The sequence below is a fragment of the Agrobacterium sp. CFBP 3001 genome (assembly GCF_027871605.1).
Lineage (GTDB): Bacteria > Pseudomonadota > Alphaproteobacteria > Rhizobiales > Rhizobiaceae > Agrobacterium > Agrobacterium leguminum.
The window spans coordinates 1-19,210 of sequence record NZ_JAQAHD010000024.1 but is presented as its reverse complement, the minus strand read 5'-3'; the positions used below and the strand labels follow the sequence as shown (position 1 = coordinate 19,210).

At 61.3% G+C, this 19,210-nt stretch carries 18 protein-coding genes and 1 pseudogene; 5 read left to right on the top strand and 14 right to left on the bottom strand.

Features of this window, described 5'->3' with window-relative positions:
- Window positions 1–274: 274 nt before the first annotated feature.
- Both PH605_RS21960 and PH605_RS21955 read left to right on the top strand, forming a co-directional pair.
- Window positions 275–627: pseudogene (locus PH605_RS21960) on the top strand (hypothetical protein); the annotation flags it as partial.
- Window positions 624–1,514 (top strand): carbohydrate kinase family protein, encoded by an 891-nt coding sequence (locus tag PH605_RS21955; protein ID WP_142846078.1) that lies wholly within the window; start codon window positions 624–626, stop codon window positions 1,512–1,514. The pseudogene PH605_RS21960 and the gene PH605_RS21955, both read left to right, overlap by 4 nt.
- Before the next feature lie 15 nt (window positions 1,515–1,529).
- Here PH605_RS21955 and betC read toward each other — a convergent pair whose 3' ends face one another.
- Window positions 1,530–3,044: a choline-sulfatase gene (betC, locus tag PH605_RS21950; protein WP_142846080.1), complete on the bottom strand. Its 1,515-nt coding sequence runs from the start codon at window positions 3,042–3,044 to the stop codon at window positions 1,530–1,532.
- A 14-nt stretch (window positions 3,045–3,058) separates the two neighbouring features.
- Entirely contained in the window at window positions 3,059–4,012 is a 954-nt protein-coding gene (gene choX, locus PH605_RS21945) for a choline ABC transporter substrate-binding protein (protein WP_142846082.1), read from the bottom strand.
- A gap of 94 nt (window positions 4,013–4,106) precedes the next feature.
- Between choX and PH605_RS21940 the strand changes: the two genes are divergently transcribed.
- Window positions 4,107–5,003, top strand: a complete 897-nt coding sequence (locus PH605_RS21940) for a choline sulfate utilization transcriptional regulator (protein ID WP_142846084.1) — start codon at window positions 4,107–4,109, stop codon at window positions 5,001–5,003.
- A 23-nt stretch (window positions 5,004–5,026) separates the two neighbouring features.
- On the opposite strand, the gene PH605_RS21935 is transcribed toward PH605_RS21940, so the two are convergent.
- From PH605_RS21935 to PH605_RS21910, 6 genes are all read right to left on the bottom strand, one after another.
- Window positions 5,027–6,478 (bottom strand): aldehyde dehydrogenase, encoded by a 1,452-nt coding sequence (locus PH605_RS21935; RefSeq protein WP_035264280.1) that lies wholly within the window; start codon window positions 6,476–6,478, stop codon window positions 5,027–5,029.
- A gap of 16 nt (window positions 6,479–6,494) precedes the next feature.
- Entirely contained in the window at window positions 6,495–7,217 is a 723-nt protein-coding gene (locus tag PH605_RS21930) for an ABC transporter ATP-binding protein (RefSeq protein ID WP_142846086.1), read from the bottom strand.
- A complete protein-coding gene (locus tag PH605_RS21925) occupies window positions 7,210–7,938 on the bottom strand; it encodes an ABC transporter ATP-binding protein (RefSeq protein ID WP_142846087.1) in 729 nt (242 codons plus the stop codon). Before PH605_RS21925 ends, PH605_RS21930 begins: the two co-directional genes overlap by 8 nt.
- The gene (locus PH605_RS21920; protein WP_142846088.1) at window positions 7,935–8,843 is read right to left on the bottom strand and encodes a branched-chain amino acid ABC transporter permease; all 909 of its coding nucleotides are present in this window, start codon (window positions 8,841–8,843) and stop codon (window positions 7,935–7,937) included. Before PH605_RS21920 ends, PH605_RS21925 begins: the two co-directional genes overlap by 4 nt.
- Complete coding sequence (locus PH605_RS21915; RefSeq protein WP_142846089.1) at window positions 8,840–9,712, bottom strand: branched-chain amino acid ABC transporter permease; 873 nt, start codon at window positions 9,710–9,712, stop codon at window positions 8,840–8,842. The genes PH605_RS21920 and PH605_RS21915 overlap by 4 nt, the downstream gene beginning before the upstream one ends.
- A gap of 70 nt (window positions 9,713–9,782) precedes the next feature.
- On the bottom strand, window positions 9,783–10,997 hold the full coding sequence (locus PH605_RS21910; protein ID WP_142846090.1) for an amino acid ABC transporter substrate-binding protein: 1,215 nt from the start codon (window positions 10,995–10,997) through the stop codon (window positions 9,783–9,785).
- Between the two features lie 134 nt (window positions 10,998–11,131).
- Between PH605_RS21910 and PH605_RS21905 the strand changes: the two genes are divergently transcribed.
- Window positions 11,132–12,004 (top strand): helix-turn-helix transcriptional regulator, encoded by an 873-nt coding sequence (locus PH605_RS21905; protein ID WP_142846092.1) that lies wholly within the window; start codon window positions 11,132–11,134, stop codon window positions 12,002–12,004.
- Between the two features lie 19 nt (window positions 12,005–12,023).
- Here the strand turns inward: PH605_RS21905 and PH605_RS21900 are convergent, their stop codons facing one another.
- The 6 genes from PH605_RS21900 to PH605_RS21875 all read right to left on the bottom strand — a co-directional run bounded on the left by PH605_RS21900 (window position 12,024) and on the right by PH605_RS21875 (window position 16,630).
- Complete coding sequence (locus PH605_RS21900) at window positions 12,024–12,323, bottom strand: HigA family addiction module antitoxin (RefSeq protein ID WP_035264270.1); 300 nt, start codon at window positions 12,321–12,323, stop codon at window positions 12,024–12,026.
- A gap of 55 nt (window positions 12,324–12,378) precedes the next feature.
- Window positions 12,379–12,660, bottom strand: a complete 282-nt coding sequence (locus tag PH605_RS21895; protein WP_125146192.1) for a type II toxin-antitoxin system RelE/ParE family toxin — start codon at window positions 12,658–12,660, stop codon at window positions 12,379–12,381.
- 61 nt (window positions 12,661–12,721) lie between these two features.
- Window positions 12,722–13,546, bottom strand: coding sequence for an ABC transporter ATP-binding protein (locus PH605_RS21890; RefSeq protein WP_020809321.1), 825 nt, complete (start codon window positions 13,544–13,546; stop codon window positions 12,722–12,724).
- Window positions 13,543–14,583, bottom strand: coding sequence for a FecCD family ABC transporter permease (locus PH605_RS21885; protein WP_142846094.1), 1,041 nt, complete (start codon window positions 14,581–14,583; stop codon window positions 13,543–13,545). Before PH605_RS21885 ends, PH605_RS21890 begins: the two co-directional genes overlap by 4 nt.
- The gene (locus tag PH605_RS21880; RefSeq protein ID WP_425292608.1) at window positions 14,580–15,617 is read right to left on the bottom strand and encodes a FecCD family ABC transporter permease; all 1,038 of its coding nucleotides are present in this window, start codon (window positions 15,615–15,617) and stop codon (window positions 14,580–14,582) included. Before PH605_RS21880 ends, PH605_RS21885 begins: the two co-directional genes overlap by 4 nt.
- A 2-nt stretch (window positions 15,618–15,619) precedes the next feature.
- Window positions 15,620–16,630 carry an iron-siderophore ABC transporter substrate-binding protein gene (locus PH605_RS21875; protein WP_142846098.1) on the bottom strand — a complete coding sequence of 337 codons (1,011 nt, stop codon included), beginning with the start codon at window positions 16,628–16,630 and terminating at the stop codon, window positions 15,620–15,622.
- Between the two features lie 221 nt (window positions 16,631–16,851).
- Here PH605_RS21875 and PH605_RS21870 point away from each other — a divergent pair, with 221 nt between their 5' ends.
- Window positions 16,852–18,972: a TonB-dependent siderophore receptor gene (locus PH605_RS21870; protein WP_142846100.1), complete on the top strand. Its 2,121-nt coding sequence runs from the start codon at window positions 16,852–16,854 to the stop codon at window positions 18,970–18,972.
- The last annotated feature ends 238 nt before the right edge of the window (window positions 18,973–19,210 follow it).

Genomic DNA, 19,210 nt, shown 5'->3' with positions numbered 1-19,210 from the left:
AATGGCCGGCAACTTGTCGGGCTGACATGGGCACGCCGTCGCCTCAGCTCGTCACACAAGGCAAGCCTGATACAGGCGTGACCAACATCCGTGATGTCACCTGCCGCATTGGCGCCGGTGGCTGCGGCCGGAAAACCGCTACGTGGTGCCATGGACCACCTTTTGCGAATAGGAGAATACAAAGCCCAGAAAGACGAAGCGCTGGTTTGCGCTGAAGGAGAAAGCGTCCCTCGCCTTCTTCCCCTGCATCCGGACAGATTGGTACGGCGCCCGCGACGCGCAACTGAGATCGCAGATGCGCATTGAAATCAAAAGTTTACAGCAGCGCCTTAAGACGACAACCGTATACGTGACCCACGATTAGGTAGAAGCCATGACCATGGCGCACCGTATCGTGGTGATGAAAGACGGTCATATCCTGCAGGTCGGCACGCCTTCGGAACTTTACGAGGCGCCTGTGGATGTCTTCACCGCGCGTTTCATCGGCAGCCCCTCGATGAACCTGTTGCTCGGCACCAGAACGACGAACAGCATCGCGCCGTCGGCAGCCAGCTGCAATGCCGGGCGGAAACGGGCGCGCTTTACCTTTTCGACGCCAAAACGGAAAAGCTTCTGGGCCGCGCATGATGACAACAGAAAAATCAGCCGTCATTAGCATCGGCCGGATCTATTGCGACCTCATTTTCACGGGGCTTGACGAATTGCCGGTGCTCGGCCGGGAACTGTTTGCCAGCGACATGGAAATCGCCGCAGGCGGCGGAGCTTTCATTGCCGCCGCACATTTCGCCCACATAGGCCGCCCGGTTGCGCTGCTGGCAAGGCTCGGCACCGACACCTTCTCACGCGCCATCGGCGAAAAAATGCAGCAGAGCGGTGTGGATCTGCAATTTCTAGAACATTCGGCAGATGCGGGGCCGCAGGTCACGGTTGCGACGGTGGTTGGTCATGACCGCGCATTCCTGACGCGCCGTGCCGGCGCCGCCCGACCATCGACGCTCGAGGCCGCTTTCGCCTGGGAAAAGGCCGGCCATCTGCATATCGCCGAGTTCGCCACGCTGCACGAAATCCCCGACCTCATCTCCCGCGCCAAGGATAATGGACTGTCCGTCTCGCTCGATCCGAGCTGGTATGCCTCGCTGATCTACAACAAAGGCCTGCTCAGGGCCTGTGCCGGCGTCGACGTGTTTTTGCCCAACCTTGAAGAAGCCGAAGCGATCACCGGCCATGCGGACCCAGAAGCCGCTCTCACCGCTTTGTCCGGAGCATTTCCCGTCGTGGCCCTGAAGGGCGGCGCGCAGGGCGCCTGGCTTTCCTCGCCTGCGGGTTTCCATCACGCGGCGGCGAAAAAAGTCCCGGTGGTCGATACGACAGGTGCGGGCGATGCCTTCAATGCCGGCTTCATCGATGCATGGCTGCGGCGAGAGGAAGAGAAGCTCTGCCTTGAGGCCGGTGTTGCAGCGGGAAGCCTTGCCGTGCAGGCGGCAGGCGGCGCTCCCAAGGTGCGCACGCCCTGATCCGCCCTACCCGCTTCATTCCCCGCGCGGATACCGCTGGTTTTCCTCCAGCACGTTAAGGTCCATGTGGTTGCGCATATAGCGCTCGGAGGCTTTCTGCAAAGGCTGGTAATCCCACGGGTAATAAGCGCCGTTGCGCAACGCCTTGTAGACCACCCAGCGACGCGCCTGGCTTTCCCGCACCGCCGCGTCGAAAACCGGGAGCTGCCATCGCCGGTCGATTTCAGCAGAAAGCGATGAGAGCACAGCACTGAAAGCAGGATCGCCAGCAAGGTTCGTGCGCTCCTCGGGGTCCGCCTCGATATCATAAAGCAACGGCGGATCGGCCTCGCAGACCGATAGCTTGTAGCGGCCGTCGCGAAGGGCGACGAGCGGTGCTATCGAGCCTTCGGCGGCATATTCCATCGGCACCGGGCCGCGCTCGCCAGTTCCCGCTGCCAGCGCCGCCAGATTCTCGCCATCCGTCCAGCGTTTGAGCGAGGTGATATCGAGCCCGGCTAATCCGCAGAGCGTCGGTGTGACATCGAGCGTCGAGACCGGCGTGTCGATCAAGGCCGGCTGCCAGCCCGGCACGGTGATCATCAGCGGCACGCGGGCGGAACCCTCGAAGAAACACATCTTGAACCACAGCCCGCGCTCGCCCAGCATGTCGCCATGGTCGGACAGGAAGAGGATGATCGTGTCCTCCTCCATCCGCGTCGCCTTCAGAACCTCGAGGATTTCGCCGACCTTTTCGTCGATATAGGAGATATTGGCGAAATATCCGCGCCGTGCCCGGCGTATCTCTTCGGGCGAAATATCGAAAGCCCGGTGGTCGCAGGCTTCCAGCAACCGTTTTGAATGTGGGTCCTGCTCCTCGAAGGCGATCGCCGTTGTCTGCGGATCAAGCGCCGGGCAATCCTCGTAGAGGTCCCAGAATTTGCGCCGTGCCACATAGGGGTCGTGCGGGTGGGTGAAGCTGACCGTCAGGCACCACGGCCGATCATCGAGGCGGCGCGACAGGTCGTAAAGCTTGCGGGTGGCGTGATAGGCCACCTCGTCGTCATATTCCATCTGGTTGGTGATTTCGGCGACGCCTGCGCCGGTGACCGAACCGAGATTGTGATACCACCAGTCGATGCGCTCGCCCGGCTTCGTATAATCAGGCGTCCAGCCGAAATCCGCGGGATAGATATCCGTCGTCAGTCGCTCTTCGAAGCCGTGCAGCTGATCGGGCCCGACGAAATGCATCTTGCCCGAAAGGCCGGTGTAATAGCCCGCCGCCCGCAGGTGGTGCGCATAGGTCGGGATATCGGAAGCGAATTCGGCGGCATTATCGTAAACCCGCGTGCGGCTCGGCAATTGCCCGGACATGAAGGAGGCACGGGCCGGTGCGCAGAGCGGGCTTGCCGTATAGGTGTTGGCGAAGCGGACAGACCGCTTCGCCAGTGTTTTAAGATGGGGTGCATGAAGAAAATCGGCCGGGCCATCGGGAAAAAACGTCCCGTTAAACTGGTCGGCCATCAGGATCAGGATATTGGGACGCGGCATTTCCACTTTCCGGCTTAGAGACCAAGCTTGCCTTTGACGGCGTCCGCACCCGGCTTGCCATCCAGCGTGGTAACGCCCTGCAGCCAGCCGTCCAGCGCTTTCGGATTGGCCTTCAGCCATGCAGCTGCCGCCGCCTTCGAATCCTCACCACCGAGAATGGAGCCCATCAGGCTGTTTTCCATACCGATATCGAATTTCAGGTTCTTGAACAGCGTCGCCGCATTCGGGCATTGCTGCGGCCAGCCGGTGCGGGCGAGCGTATAGACTTCCGCGCCGCCGAAATTCGGACCGAAATAGGCGTCACCGCCGGAGAGATAGGCAATATCGATCTTCTCATTCATCGGATGCGGCGCCCAGGCGAGGAAGACCACGGCCTTCTTGTCCCTGCCCGCCCGCTCCACCTGCGCCAGCATGGCCTGCTCGCCGGATTCGACGAGCTGCCAGCCCTTCAGGCCGAAATCATTGGCGTCGATGATCTTCTGGATATTCTGGTTGGCTGGCGCACCGGGCTCGATGCCGTAAATCTTGCTTTCAAATTCATCGGCATGTTTGGCGAGATCGGCGAAATCCTTGACGCCCTTTTCCGCCATGTAAGAAGGCACTGCCAGCGTAAACTTTGCGCCTTCAAGATTCTTCGTCATCACCTCGGCTGCCTTGGCGGCGTTCAGATCGTCCACGAAGGATTTCTGCGCCGGCATCCAGTTGCCGAGGAAAACGTCGATTTCGCCATTCTTCATCGCCTGATACCCGATCGGCACCGACAGCGTCTTGACGTCAGCCTCATAACCCAGCGCATCGAGCAAAACGGAAGCGACACCGTTGGTGGCAGTAATGTCGGTCCAGCCGGGATCGCTGAGACGGATCGTCTTGCAGGCCGCGTCATCGGCCGCCTGAAGCGGGGTGGAGAAGGCCGCCACGGACAGAAAGAGACCGGCGGCGATGCGATGCAGATGAGAAATGGTTTTCATTGCGGCTCCCCTTTTATCAATCCAGTTTATTGAACACCACGTTGCTTTTGCCTGTGAAGCGGGTATTTTTCGATAGTTAATATAAGGAATTTTAATGTCAGACAGGCCGCTCGATCTGGGATGGATGCGCATTTTCACCGAGGTTGCCCGCCGCGGCAGCCTGACGGCGGCGGCGGCATCCCTGCGTCTGACCCAGCCGGCCGTCAGCTATCAGATCCGCAGGCTGGAGGAGGAACTGGGTGTAACCCTCATCCGCCGTAAACATCGCGGTATCGAACTGACGACGGAAGGCCAGCGGCTGTTCGAGATCGTCTCGCGCAATGTCGACGCCATCGACCTTCTTGCGCAGCAGTTGCGCCGGACGGAGGAACGCCAGACCATCCGCCTGCACACGGACTATGCCTTCTCGTCCCTGTGGCTCATCCCGAGAATGCATGGTTTTCGCGTGCTCAATCCTGACATCAATATCCAGATCGTCGCAACGCAGGACCCGCTCGGCCAGGGCAAACACGATAGCGACGTGATGATTATTTTCGGAACGCGGCAGGAGGCGGGCGACGGGGCGGTATTGCTGCTTTCGGAAAAGGTCACGCCGGTCTGCTCGCCTGCCCTGCTGGCCGGGACACCGGCACCCGCAACCGTTGCGGATTTTTCGCGGCGGAAGCTCATCCACCTCGAAAATACCTCGCAGGCGCATTGGTTCGACTGGCCTTCCTATTTCAAGCATTTTGGCGTGCATCGCGGTGCCGAGCATGATGGCGGCGACATCAGCTTCAACAATTACACCATGGTGGTGCAGGCAACCATCGGCGAACAGGGTTTCGCGCTCGGCTGGGCGGGACTGGTCGATCCGTTGCTTGAGGCCGGCGTGCTGGTGACGGCAGGCCCAAGCCTCGATGCGCCGGGACGCGGCTACTGGCTGATGCGGCCGAAAAGCAGCGACAGTGCGGTAAGAAAACTCACCGGCTGGCTGATCGACGAGCGGCGATGACGCCGCCCGCCAGCGCTCTTGGTTCAGATCGGATAATGCAGCGGCCCGTCCTGCAGCGTGACCCAACGTAGCTCAGTGAATTCCGCAATGCCCGCCGTACCGCCGAAGCGGCCGTAACCGGAAGCCTTGACCCCGCCGAAGGGCATCTGCGCTTCATCGTGAACGGTCGGGCCGTTGATGTGGCATATGCCGCTTTCAATGCGGGCGGCAATGGCAAGCGCCCGTGCCTGATCCCTGCCGAAAATCGCAGCCGAAAGTCCGAACTCGGTTTCGTTGGCGATGCTCACCGCCTCATCGATGCTGCCGGCCCTGATGATGGAGACGACAGGACCGAAACTTTCCTCCGCATAGAGCCGCATGGCGGGAGTGACGCCATCGACGGCAATCGCATCGAGCATCGTGCCGTTGCCGCCGCCACCGGCAACCTGCCGAGCGCCCTTGGAGACAGCGTCATCCACCAACGACCGAATGCGGGATGTCGCCTCCGCACTGACCAGTGAGCCGAGCGGTGTTTTGCCTTCACGCGGATCGCCAGCAGTAAGGCTCGAAGCTTTCTTGGCGAAGGCCTCCACAAATGCATCGGCGACGCTGTCGAGCACGATGATGCGCTCCGTCGACATGCAGATCTGGCCCTGGTTCATATAGGCGCCGAAAGCGGCAGCCGCGACAGCCGCATCGATATCGGCATCATCAAGCACGATGAACGGCGCCTTGCCGCCAAGCTCCAGCAAAGCGGGTTTCAGATAACGGCCGGCCGTTTCGGCAATCACCCGGCCAACGCGGGTCGAGCCGGTGAAATTCACGCGTCTGACGGCGGGGTGCGCGATCAGCGTATCGACGATCTTTGCCGCATCTTCGGGCGCATTGGAGACGGCGTTGAGCACGCCCTTGGGCAGACCCGCCGAAGCGACGGCTTCAATGATCAGCGCATGGGTGCGCGGGCACAGTTCCGAGGTCTTCATGACAACCGTATTGCCGCAGGCGAGCGGCGTGGCGATGGAGCGCACGCCGAGAATGACCGGCGCGTTCCACGGCGCGATGGACAGCACGACACCGGCGGGCTGGCGCAGCGCCATCGCCATGGTTCCGGGACGGTTGGAAGGGATGACCTCTCCCTTGATCTGGGTCGTCAGGCTTGCCGCCTCTACCAGCATGTCGCTTGCCAGTTTGACGTTGAAACCGGCCCAGGCATCGGTTGCGCCGATTTCTTCCTTCATCGCCTGGGTAATGTCAGGCCCGGCGGCGAGAAGCGCCTGCGCGGCAGCCAGAAGCAGGCGGCGGCGTTCACCGGGCGGCGTTGCCGACCAGACCGGGAAAGCGGCCGCCGCGGCATCGGCTGCCCGGGTGGCGTCCTCCACCGTTGCCGCCGCAGCACTCGTCGCCACATCGCCGGTGATGGGGTTGCTGCGTTCGAAACGCTTGCCGCTTGTGGCCGGGCAATGGTCGCCGCCGATGAAAAGATTGACTGTCTGCATGGTCTTCCTCCTGAATTCAGACAATGGCGGCGGTGGTGCCGCCAAGAAACGCCCGTTGCACGGCGGGATCGGCGGACAGGGCCGCAGCCGTGCCTGCCCCGACAATCCGCCCTGCTTCCAGCAAATATCCGCGATCGGCAAGTGAGAGGCTTTCGCGCACGTTCTGCTCCACGAGCATAATGGAAAGGCCGCTCTTCTTGATCTCCGCCAGAGCGGCAAAAAGCTCCTGCGTGACGATGGGCGCAAGGCCAAGGCTCGGCTCGTCCAGCAACAGATAATCCGGGGCCGACATCAGCGCCCGCCCAATGGCGACCATCTGCTGTTCGCCGCCGGACATGGTGCCGGCAAGCTGCTGCCGCCGCTCGGCAAGGCGGGGAAACAGCGAGAAAATATGCTCCCGTGTCGTCTTTTCCGCTGAACGGGCATGGCGGGGATTGGCCCCGAGACGGAGATTGTCCTCCACCGTCAGCGCCGCGAAAATTCCGCGTCCCTCCGGCACCAGCGCCACGCCCCGCTCCACAATCTGATGCACGGGGACAGCGGCAAGAGACGCGCCATTGACGCGCACGTCGCCCGAGGTCGACGCCACCATGCCGCCGACCGCTTTCAGCAGCGACGACTTGCCCGCACCATTGGCGCCGAGCAACACCACCGTTTCGCCCTTGGCGACATTGAGCGATATGCCGTCAACCGCGAGATGTTTGCCATAGCGGATTGTCAGTGCATCTATTTCAAGCATGTGGCGCTCCCAGATAGGCGGAAATGACCTGCGGATCGTCAAGCACCGCTGCCGTCGGCCCATCGGCGATCTTGCGACCCGCCGCCATGACCACGGAGCGCGGGCAGAGCGCGCGCACAGCAGCCATGATATGTTCCACCAGCAGGATCGTCGTTCCCTCGGATGCCAACCGCCGGATCAGCGCTATCCCTTCCTGCAGTTCCGTGGGGTTGAGACCTGCAAGCCATTCATCGAGAAGCAGAAGCTTCGGTTCGCCCGCCAGCGCACGCGCCAGTTCAAGGCGTTTCTGGTCGATATAGGTGAGATCGCCGGCCGGCATGGTTTCCCGCCCGGCAAGGCCTATTCTTTCGAGGCAGGCGCGCGCGACCTTCTCCGCCTCGGGGCGTGAAAGCCGCTGCGCGCCGAACATGGCCGATACGGCGACGTTTTCGAGCAGGGAAAGCGACGGCAAAAGCCGCACAAGCTGGAAGGTGCGCGCCACGCCGGCGCGCGCAATCACATCCGGCCGCCGGCCGGCAATCTCCTGCCCTTTCAGTCGGATAGACCCTTCAGTGGGCTTCAGCGCCCCGGAGATAAGGTTCATCAGCGTCGTCTTGCCGGAACCGTTCGGGCCGAGCAGCCCGACGACCTCGCCAGCCTCGATGGTGAGGCCAAGGCCATCCACCGCCTTCAACCCGCCGAAGGTCTTGCGGATATCGGTGATTTCGAGAACGGCGCTCATGCGGCTTTCTCCTTTTTGCGCAATTTCTCCAGCGCCGCCAGCACGCCATCCGGCAGCACGAAGACAATGAGGATGAAGAGAGCGCCGAGGATGATGGAAAAATGGTTGGGGAAGTTCGCGCCCAGCCACTCGAACAGCAGGAACAGCGGCACCGCACCGAGAATGGGTCCCCAGCGGCGTGTGGCTCCGCCAAGCAACGCCATGATGACGGTGAGGAACGAGACCTGAGGATTAAACACGATGGCCGGCTCGATATAGACCCAGCGCGGGGCCTGAATGGCGCCGACCAGCGTGATGATCGTGGCCGACAGCACGAAGAGCGTCAGCTTGGTGCGGGCGAGATTAATGCCCGCATAGGCGGCCACGACCTCGTCGTCACCGATTGCCTTCAGCGCCAGTCCGAGCTTGCTGCGGTCGATCAGGATTGCCAGCAGGAGGGTGATGACAGCCAGCGCCAGCAATTGCCAGAGCACATCCTGCGGCTCCAGCGGCAGGAAGATATAGCGCCCGAGCGTGCCGGTCACATTCACCTCATACCAGGTGATGAGCTGGCGGATGAGTTCGGCAAGACCGAAGGAAAAGATCACGAAATAAATGCCCGCGACGCGCAGTGTGGAAAGTCCGACAACAAGCGCCAGCGCCGCGCCGACAAGGGCCGCGCACAGCAGCACTAGCGGCCATGGCAAAACCTCGCTCAGCACCGCGACCGTATAGGCCCCGACACCGAAGAAGGCGACGGTGGCGAGCGAAATGTAACGCGTCGGGCCGGAAAACATCGCCCAGGCGGAGGCCAGCGTCGCATAACCGAGAAGGCCGATGATGACGCCGACGCCATAGGCATCGAAGAAGAAAGGGGAAAGCGCCAGCAGCGCGGCTGCGGCAAGGCCGATGAGAAGCGGGATCATTTGCCCCTCCTTGCGAAGATGCCTTCCGGACGCCAGAGCAGCACCACGAGAAAGAGCAGATAGGTGGCGGCAAGCGTGAGGCCGGGATCGACATAAACAAGCACAAAAGTTTCCACGAGGCCGAGCAGCAGGCCGGCCACCAGCGCGCCAAGCAGATTGCCGACACCGCCCATGATGACGACGACAAGCGCCTTCATGGTGAAAACCACGCCATAGGAGGCGGAAAAGGTCTGGTACATCGAGATCATCACTCCGCCAGCCACGGCGAGTGCGCCGCCAAGGGCAAAACCGATCGAGGCCACGCGGTTCACATCGATGCCGACCAACGGCGCGGATTTGGGCGCCAGCGCCACCGCCCGAAGGTTGAGGCCCCAGCGGCTGTGGGTGAGCGCCAGATAAAGCCCGCCACCGATCGCGACCGACAGGCCAAAGGACAGCAGCCGGTTGAGCGCCACGGTCGTGCCTAAGATGTCGACGCCATCGGAGAGATAGGAGTAGGAATGGTAGTTGCCGCCGAACGCCACGAGCACGATGCCCTGGATAACGAAGAGCAGCCCGAAGGTCGCCAGAATGGAATCGACTTCCAGGCGGCCGGAGCCGCCCGAACGGCGCACCAGCGGCCGCATCATGACCCGGTAGATCACGAAAGACAGGGCGTAACCGAGCGGCACGATGATGAAAAGCGACCAGAGCGGCGACAGGCCATAGCTGGAAAACAGCACGAAGGTGATGAAGGCAGCCGCAATCAGCACTTCGCCATAGGCAAGGTTCATGATGCGGGCGATGCCATATTGCAGCGAAAGTCCAAGCGCGATCAGCGCATAGGTCCCTCCCAGCATCAAGCCGAAGATGAGGGTGGATAAAAACAAGGGAATGTCTCCAGTATGGGAAATGGCCGAAGCCTTCCGGCCGGGGTTTACGGCCCCGGCCGGCAAAGGTTCACCATTGCGGCTTCGGAACGACCGGCTTGGCCGCGCCTGCGCGGTCTGCGGGCGCAATCGCGACAAAACGCTCACCCTGCCATTGCCCGGCCCACCAGAGCTGGCGAAGCTGGTTGTCTTCAAGCTTGACCGGGCCGATGACAGTCTCGAAGCTTCCCGTCGAAAGTTCATTTGCCACCGCCGCCTTGTCGAGGCCGACGCGCTGGATGGACTGGGCCAGCATTTCGAGGCTCGCATAGGTGATGGCGCTTGCCCAGCTGTCCGGCTTGGTGCCGATGAAGGCTTCGTGGCGTTTGAAATAATCCTCGATCTTGTCGCTGCTGCCATCGACGCCGCCGATGCTGATCACGCCCTCCTGCTTGCCATCGGAGACCTTCGGGAAGATCGGGAAAGCACCGCCGACGCCGACATAAAGAACCTTCGGGTTGAACTTCGCCGTTTGCGCCTGTTTCGTTACCGCAAAACTATCGGGCGGATACGAAAAGGCGATGAAGCTGTCCGCACCGCTCGCCGCCGCCTCGTTCACAAGTGCTGCGAAATCGGAAGTGCCGACCGGATAGGTCTTGTCATAGGCAAGTGTGAAACCCGCTTCCTTCAGCGCCGGCCGCGCGGCCTTGATGAGATCGATGCCGAAACCGTCGGCCACGGAAATCACCGCGACCTTGTCGTTGATCTGGCCGGCATCGCGCGCGGCTTTCAAAACGTCTGCGAGCGCATTGGCATAGTCATGACCACCGCCCAGCATCCAGAAGCTCTTTTTCCAGCGCGCCGCGAAATCGGGGGCCTTGTCGGTAACGCCGGTAACCGCAAGCTGCGGATAACCGAAACGGTCGTAAAGCGGTGCGACGGCCAGATTGAAGCCCGTGCCCCAGGGCGGCAGGATGAAATCGACCTTGTCCTGGCTGGCCAGACGCTCGGTGAACCGCACGGCATCCTCGGCCGAGGAGCGGTCGTCATACTCCACCACTTCCACCGGCAGGCGCTTGCCATCCGGAAGGGTGAGGCCGCCTGCGTCATTGACCTCTTTCACCCATAATTTGTAGTTCGGAATGGTGGTTATGCCAGCACCCGTGGCATTTGCACCGCTTTTCGAAACGGCATAACCGATCTTCACCGAGGTACGGTCCTGCGCAATGGCGTGACCGAAAGATACCGCCGACAAGGCAGCACCGGAGAGCAGGCAGAACAGCGTTCTGCGCTTCAGACTATTCATGATGTTCCTCCCAAAGCGCCTTATCGGGGTTGCCGTTCTCCTCAAGGCTTTCCCCTGCGCTGATCAAAGTTTAGCAATGACAGCCACATATAAAATGCACTAATGTAGCGCATTATTGTACTCTTGGAGGCCGAATGGCGATGCATAGCCAGATTGCCGGCAATCGCGTGGAGATCACGGCGCGCACCCTCGCCTCGACGCTGCGCATCTCCGAGTTCCGGCTGGAATCGGATAGTGCCCATCTGCTTCTCCTTTCCGCCGGGGAAGCGGAGATCATACAGGGCGAAAAGACGCTGCCTGTCCCGGCACCGGGGCTCGTCTGGCTGCCCATCGGCCCCAATGGCCGCCTGCGGCTGACTGCCGGAAGCCGTGGATCGCTGCTGAGGACGACGGAAATCGGGCTTGCCCATGCGATGCCCACCGGCACGAGCGCAAGCGCCGTGCGCAATATATTGCAGCGTGTTCTGACGCAGGCGCCGGCGGAGAAAGACCGGCAGGAACTTGCGGGTTATCTCGAGACCATCGCCCGCGAAAATGTCCGCGCGACAACCGGTTCGGACACGATCATCGCCAGCCTGCTCTCCGTCACCCTCATTCGCATCTGCCAGCACGCCATAGCCGATATTGCCGCAGCCGTCTCAACGCCCGGCAGCCTCACCGAGCGCTTTGTGCTGCTGGTCAGCCAGCACAAACGCGATCAATGGGGCGTGGAAGATTATGCAAGGCAACTCGGCGTCAACCGCGAACGGCTGGGATTTGCGGTGCGCAAGGCGACGGGGCTTTCGCCACAGGCCTATATTCATCGGGAGCTGCTGTCCGAAGCGCGTGACCTTCTTCTGAACTCATCGCTGCAAGTCGCTGAAATCGCGTTCCGATTAGGATTTCAGGACCCCGGCTACTTCAATCGCTTCTTCACCCGCAACGAGGGCACGTCTCCCGGCCGGTTCAGGAGAACGGCAACGCGAATGCAGAACGTGCCGCCGCCGTCTTATGCGGCTTGGCCTTGACCTGACGGGCGGCTGAGAATTAGGCCGCTTCCAGTTCCTTGATATTGGCAAGGTCCGCTTCCAGCCTCGCAGCAGCCGCCTTGATGTCGAAGGCATTCTGCAAGTTCAGCCAATATTCCGGTGTGGTCTTGAAAAACTTTGCAAGACGCAAGGCGGTGTCGGCGGTGATACCCAGTTTCTCTCCCGCAATCCGTTCTATGCGGGTTCGCGGAATATTGAGGTGCCTTGCAAGAGCGTAAGCCGACATCCCCAGCGGCTCAAGATAGAGTTCCCGCAGGATTTCGCCCGGATGGATCGGAGGCGATTTACTGATTGTCATGCTCTCTGGCCCTCCTTGGCCGATTTTTCATGAGCCTCTCCACGAGAATTCCAGACTAGTGATAGTCGGTTATTTCCACGCTTTCCGGCCCTGCTTCCATCCAGACGAAGCAGATGCGCCACTGCTTGTTGATCCGGATCGAATATTGGCCCTCACGATCGCCGGACAGCTTTTCCAAACGATTGCCGGGCGGTGAGCGAAGGTCTTCTACCGTGGTCGCCGCATCCAGGATCGTGAGCAGCTGCTGGGCGCGGCGTACCAGATCGGCGGGGAAGCCCTTCTTCACAGATCCGTCGTCAATCGATGCGGTCAGCTTGTTTTTGAAAGAACGGATCATTGCTGGCCTCGTGATGTTGGTATCATAAACAGATACGCACAGAAGTCAACAGAACCGTATCTTAAAGAGATACGGCTTTTGCCGCCCCCGCCACCGTTCGATGCCGCCCGATCGGCAGCATCATCGGCTTGCCCGAGGTCGGATCTTCGATGACCCGACTTTCGATGCCGAAGACGTGGCGGACATTCTCCTCCGTCAATACGTCCTCCGGCGTGCCGAAGACATGCAGCTTCCCGTCCCTCATGGCGACGAGATGATCGGCATAACGGGCTGCGAGATTGAGATCGTGCAGCACCATGACGATGGTGGTTTCGCGGGCGTGGTTGAGGTCGGTCAGAAGGTCCAGCACCTCGACCTGGTGGCTGATATCGAGGAAGGTGGTCGGTTCATCCAGCAGCAATATGTCTGTCTGCTGGGCGAGCGCCATGGCGATCCAGACGCGTTGCCGCTGGCCGCCGGAAAGCTCGTCCACCGGCCGCTCGGCCAGTTCCACCGTATCGGTGGCGACAAGGGCTGCGGCGACGGCCTCGTCGTCCTGCCGCGACCAGCGGGCGAACAGGCCGTGATGCGGGTGCCGGCCACGGCTGACGAGATCGGCAACCACGATGCCCTCCGGCGCTATCGGCGATTGCGGCAAAAGGCCCATGCGCCGTGCGAGGTCGCGTGAGGGAAGACGATGGATCGATTTTCCATCGAGCAGAACCTGACCGGCGCGCGGCGCAATGAGCCGCGACATGCTGCGCAGCAGGGTGGACTTGCCGCAGGCATTGGCGCCGACGATGACGGTGATCTTCCCGCGCGGAACGGTGAGATCCAGCCCGTCGATAATGAGGTTTTCGCCGTAGCCGGCCGACAGGCCATTCACGGAAAGGGAGTGGCCGGTCATAACGAGCCTCCGCTGCGGTTGACCCGCACGATAAGGTAAATCAGATAGGGCGCACCGAGCGCGCCGGTAACGACGCCGACCGGGTAACGGCCCGGCAACAGGAACTGGCCACAATAATCGCCCACCAGCACCAGCGCCGCCCCAACCAGCGCCGCAGGAAGGAGCAGCGAGCCGTTGCTGCCGACAATGCGCGCCGCAATCGGCCCGGAGAGGAAAGCGACAAACGCGATGGGACCCGACACCGCCGTTGCAAAGGCGATCATGCCCACGGCGGCGATGATGACGATGATGCGCGTTCGCCTCACCCTCACACCAAGCGCTGCTGCGGCGTCGTCCCCCAGTCTCAACGCTTCCAGATCACGCGCACGGCTGAGGAGCAGGCCGCCGAAAAGGATCAGCGCGATGAGGAGCGGCAGCAGTTGCGGGATTTTCGCGCCGTTGACGCTGCCGGTCAGCCAGCGCATCGCCTCCTGCAGCGTCCATGCCGGCGCGACGGAGAGGATATAGGCGATAAAGCTCTCCAGCATGGCTGAAACGCCGATACCGACAAGGATCAGCCGAGTTCCGGCCACGCCGTTGCGGAAGGACAGGAGATAGACGAGAAGCGCGACGCCAAGACCGGCCGCGACGGCGAAGACCGAGACCAGCGGCCCGTTCATCTGCAGGACGACGATGGCAAAAACGGCTGCCGCACTCGCCCCGGAACTGATGCCGATAATATCGGGGCTGGCGAGCGGGTTGCGCAGCATGATCTGGAAGGCGACGCCGCCAAGCCCGAAGCTCAGGCCTGCCAGAATCGACAGCAGCGCGCGCGGCAGGCGCAACTGGCCGACGGTGAAGGTTACGCCGGTGATGTCCTCCCCCAGCAGAACGCGAATGACATCGTCGGGCGGCGTGAAGGATTGCCCGAGCATCAGCGTCGTTGCGAAAGCGGCAATCAGAAGCGCCGACAGGGCGGCTATGACAAGGCGACGCCGGCGCTGGCGGGCATGGCGATTGAAGACGAGATTTTCGATGACGGGAGCGTATATGGTCACAATTCACGCACCCTCTGGCGCCTGACAATCCAGATGAAGAAAGGCGCGCCGACAAGGGCGGTGACGATGCCGACATCGAGTTCCGACGGCCGCGCCACGATGCGCCCGACAATATCGGCGGCAAGCAGCAGGCAGGCGCCGCCGAGCGCGGAAAACGGCAAAAGCCAGCGATTGTCCACACCGACGAGCAGGCGGCAGAGATGCGGCACCACCAGCCCGACAAAACCGATCGGCCCGCAAATGGCGGTGGCCGCACCGCAGAGCAGGATGGCGCCGAAGGAGGCCACGGCTCTGGCCACGGCAACATTCTCGCCAAGCCCGGCGGCGAGTTCATCTCCGAGCGCCAGAGAATTCAGCTTGCGCGCCGAAAGCAGGCTGATGATGAAGCCGGCGGCCAGAAAGGGCAGCACGGTCTCGATACGCTCGAAAGTCGCCCCGCCGACGCCGCCGATCTGCCAGGAGCGGATGCCGCCGGCAATATCGCTGCGCGGCATAACGACGGCGATGACGAGTGAGGAAAAGGCGACGGAGGTGGCGGCGCCCGCAAGTGCGAGTTTCAGCGGGGTCGCCCCGCCTCGCCCTAGCGAGCCGACAACATAAACGAAAACCGCTGATACCCCCGCCCCGGCAATTGCGACCATGATGAAGGCCTGAGCCGAGGCGATGCCGAACCAGACGATGCCGATGACGACGGCGAGCGACGCCCCCATGTTCACACCGAGAATGCCGGGATCGGCAAGCGGATTGCGCGTGACACCCTGCATGATGGCCCCGGCCAGCCCGAGTGCGGCCCCGGAAAGCAGGGCAAGCAGCGTGCGCGGCAAACGCACGGCAACCGCTGCCTCGGCAACCGTCTCGACGCGGCCGCTGAGCCCGCCAACAATATCCGCAAAAGAGACGTCACGCGTACCGATGGCGACGGACAGCGCACAAAGCAGCGAGAGAAGCGCCAGCACCGCGCCGAGCCAAGCCGTTCGCACACGGTTGGAGCGTCTGGCGAGCAGCACGGCCGTCGCTTTGCCGGATCCAGACATCGTCACTGCGATGTCCCGGAGGATTTATCCGCAGCCTTTGCCAGAAGATCGGCATAGTCCTTCAACACCCACGAAATCGATAGCGGCGTGGGATTGGAGGCGGTGCCTAGCGGGTCGCGGCCCAGCATGACGATGGCATTGTTGGCAACGGCCGGCATGCGGGCGAGAAGCGGATCGGCGCGCATGGCGTTCAGCAGCGGCTCACTGCCATAGGTCACAACGATATCGACATCGTCGAAGGCATCCACACGCTCTGCGCTGACGCCGGCGGCGAATTGCCCCGGCTTCGTGGCTTCCACGACGCTTTTCGGCGAGGCAAGCCCAAGATCGGCGAAGAACTTCACCCTTGTGTCATTGGCCGTATAGAAATTAACGACGCTGAGATTCGTGGCGTCGAGATGGGTGACGAACATGGCTGATTTGCCCTTCAGCCGCGGGTGGCCGGCAACGACCTGCGCGATCTCACCCTCGATGCGTTTGATGAGCGCCTCACCTTCCGCAACCATGCCAAGGCCGGCGCTGTTCAGCCGGATCATTTCGCGCCAGTCCGTCGCCCAGGGAGAAACGGGATAGGCAACGACAGGGGCGATCTGGCTCAGCGTATCGTAGTCGGACTGGCTGAGGCCTGAATAGGCGGCAAGGATGACATCCGGCTGCGTCGCCGCCACGGCCTCGAAATCGATGCCGTCGCCCTCGTCGAACAGCACGGGCTTTGCCGCGCTGAGTTCGGTGAGCCGCTTTGCCACCCATGGCAGCAGGCCATCGCCATCATCATCGCCGAAATTGGCCGCGGCAAAACCGACGGGCACGATGCCGAGCGCCAGCGGCACCTCATGGTTGGCCCAGGCGACAGTTGCGACCCGCTGCGGTTTCTTCGCAATCGTGGTCGTGCCGAAAGCATGTTTGATGACGATGGGATAGCTGGTCGTCTCCTCCGCCGAGGCCATATTCGGCGCAATCAGCGACAGGAAAAGCACAAATACCGGCAGGACGCAGCGAAACGGGCGAAGCATTGGCGAGCTCTCAAAAGTTCAAAAGTGGACTTGAACTCTCAGCTTCAATTGCCTCCGTCAAGCCCAGGCAAGAAATGCCGTCGCAACAGCGGTGAAATTTCCGGGGTTTTGTACAAAACCGCAAAAAGTTACAATACCGGACAAACTTTCTCAAGTTATTGGGCGCTTTGAGAGTGGGCCGTGGAAGCGGCGATCGGGGCATCAACTTCTGGAACATACCAATGAATATCGAAACCGAAGGCAGACACCGCAAAACCGCGCGACGTCGTTATCAGGATACGGCGCTGCTTGCCTGCACGGCGCTTGTCGCCACCCTGCCCGGCGCCTTACTGGCGCAGGAGGCTGCCACCACGAACAGCAGCACGGTTCTGGAACGGATCACCATCGAAAGCGGTGACAATGACCAGAAGTCCATCGTCGCCAACCGCACGACGAGCGGCAGCAAGATGGCGACCGATATTCTCGACACACCGGCCTCTGTCTCGGTCATCACCGCCAAGGAAATGCAGCAGCGCGGCGTACAGAGCGTCGAAGAAGCGCTGCAATATACCGCCGGTGTGACCACGGATTTTTACGGCTCCGACGACAGGTTCGATTATTTCAAGATTCGCGGTTTCGACGCCTATACCTATCGCGACGGGTTGACGCTTGGCCGTCCCTTCGGCGCGCTGCGCGAGGAAACCTATGCCTATGAGCGTGTTGAAGTGCTGAAGGGCGGCAATTCCACCACCTTTGGCGTCTCAGATCCCGGCGGCTCGGTGAATTACTCCACCAAGGTGCCGAAACGCACCCGTTTCGGTGAAGCCTATGTCACCGGCGGCTCCTATGGCCGCGCCGAAACCGGCTTCGATTTCGGGGACAACATCACCAGCGACGACACGCTGTCCTATCGCCTGACCGGCAAGCTCAGAAATGCCGATGCGGAATATGACTATTCCCGCGACGACGAGAAATTCTTCATGGGCGGCCTGACATGGCGTCCCACGGACGTCACCAGCCTTACCGTAGTTTACGACCACCTCAACAAGGATGGCGTTCCGGGCGGCGGCGGCCATCCGGTCGGCTCGCATTTCGACCGGAGCCGTTTCTTCGGCGAACCGGACTACAATTATCGCGGCACAAACCGCAATTCGCTGAGCGTGATGTTCGACTACGATTTCGGCTCCGGCCTGACGCTGAGTTCCAACGCCCGCTACAGCAAGGCGAATACGGACTTCGGTTATGCCTATATCTCGTCCACACCGACCAACGGTTCGACAATCGCCAACCGGTCCTATTTCGGCAACGACACCGAGACCGAAAACTTCCTGGTCGACACGCGCCTGCAATACGATACGCGGTTTGAAAATGTCGAAAGCCGCAGCCTCGTCGGCGTCTTCTACAATGACTACACCTCCGGCAGCAAAAACTACTTCGGCGCTGCGCCGAGCATAAACTGGACGAACCCGGTCTATACCGGCGCCCCCTCCACGGTGCCGCTCTTCTCCAACTCGCTGACCGACCAGAAGACTAGAGCGATCTACCTGCAACAGGACCTGACCTTCTTCGACAGGCTGATCGTCAGCGCCGGCCTGCGCAACGACTGGATCGACACCGACCAGACCAACCGGCTGAACGGCACGACGGCGAGCGGCGACATCAGCGAACTGACCAAGCGTATCGGCGTATCCTACAAGGTCACCAATGAGATCGCGCCTTATATCAGTTACGCCGAGTCGGTGGTGCCGGCATCTGGTCTGACGGTAGAGCCCGAACGCGGCGAACAGATCGAACTCGGCGTGAAATATCGTCCGGACGCTTTCCCGGCCCTGTTCACCGCGTCGATCTACGATCTGAAGAAGAACAACATCACCGTCACCAGCCCGATCACCAGCCTGCCGACGACCATCGGCGAGGTGCGTGTGCGCGGTCTCGATCTCGAAGCCAAGGCGGAAGTCACCGACAATCTCAGCCTGACGGCCGCCTATTCCTATCTCGACGCGGAAATCACTGAAAACGGCACCGGCGGCAATGTTGGCAACCGGCCGCAATTCGTGCCCGAGCATCAGGCCTCGCTGTGGGTCAACTACACGCTTGCGGGCAATGACCATTTCGGCGACATGACCTTCGGTCTCGGCGGCCGCTATACCGGCGCTTATTATTTCGACAATGCCAACAAGGTCGAAACCGGAAGCAGCGTGACCGTGGATGCAGCGTTCAGCTACAAGATTCAGGAAACCGCCTCGCTGGACGTCAACGTTTCCAACATCTTCAACGAAAAACACGTCTCTTATGGCGGGTTCGGCGCTGACTTTTACAATCCCGGCCGGGCGTTTTCCGTAACTTTGCGAAAGACATGGTGAAAATCGACATTAGCAATATTTTTCAATATATTGCATAATTTCCCTAATGCACAACGTCATCTCGGGCTCGTCCCGAGGATCTAACCACGTCTCATCAAGTCTGAAGGTCGCAGATCCTCGGGACAAGCCCACTACTGTCCGGTTTAAATTTGCGGCCATTGGAAGGCCATCTGGTTTTGGTTTCTGGGTTTGTCTGGTGGCGGGTTTAGAAGCCGATCGGTGCGTCGCCGGTGCATGA

Coding starts and splice junctions, on each gene's coding strand:
- PH605_RS21890 (WP_020809321.1), bottom strand. CDS start 13,546: ATGACCGGCCACTCCCTTTCCGTGAATGGCCTGTCGGCCGGCTACGGC.
- PH605_RS21900 (WP_035264270.1), bottom strand. CDS start 12,323: ATGACAATCAGTAAATCGCCTCCGATCCATCCGGGCGAAATCCTGCGG.
- PH605_RS21935 (WP_035264280.1), bottom strand. CDS start 6,478: ATGCAGACAGTCAATCTTTTCATCGGCGGCGACCATTGCCCGGCCACA.
- PH605_RS21925 (WP_142846087.1), bottom strand. CDS start 7,938: ATGAGCGCCGTTCTCGAAATCACCGATATCCGCAAGACCTTCGGCGGG.
- PH605_RS21875 (WP_142846098.1), bottom strand. CDS start 16,630: ATGCTTCGCCCGTTTCGCTGCGTCCTGCCGGTATTTGTGCTTTTCCTG.
- betC (WP_142846080.1), bottom strand. CDS start 3,044: ATGCCGCGTCCCAATATCCTGATCCTGATGGCCGACCAGTTTAACGGG.
- PH605_RS21940 (WP_142846084.1), top strand. CDS start 4,107: ATGTCAGACAGGCCGCTCGATCTGGGATGGATGCGCATTTTCACCGAG.
- PH605_RS21880 (WP_425292608.1), bottom strand. CDS start 15,617: ATGTCTGGATCCGGCAAAGCGACGGCCGTGCTGCTCGCCAGACGCTCC.
- PH605_RS21910 (WP_142846090.1), bottom strand. CDS start 10,997: ATGAATAGTCTGAAGCGCAGAACGCTGTTCTGCCTGCTCTCCGGTGCT.
- PH605_RS21930 (WP_142846086.1), bottom strand. CDS start 7,217: ATGCTTGAAATAGATGCACTGACAATCCGCTATGGCAAACATCTCGCG.
- choX (WP_142846082.1), bottom strand. CDS start 4,012: ATGAAAACCATTTCTCATCTGCATCGCATCGCCGCCGGTCTCTTTCTG.
- PH605_RS21895 (WP_125146192.1), bottom strand. CDS start 12,660: ATGATCCGTTCTTTCAAAAACAAGCTGACCGCATCGATTGACGACGGA.
- PH605_RS21920 (WP_142846088.1), bottom strand. CDS start 8,843: ATGATCCCGCTTCTCATCGGCCTTGCCGCAGCCGCGCTGCTGGCGCTT.
- PH605_RS21870 (WP_142846100.1), top strand. CDS start 16,852: ATGAATATCGAAACCGAAGGCAGACACCGCAAAACCGCGCGACGTCGT.
- PH605_RS21905 (WP_142846092.1), top strand. CDS start 11,132: ATGGCGATGCATAGCCAGATTGCCGGCAATCGCGTGGAGATCACGGCG.
- PH605_RS21955 (WP_142846078.1), top strand. CDS start 624: ATGATGACAACAGAAAAATCAGCCGTCATTAGCATCGGCCGGATCTAT.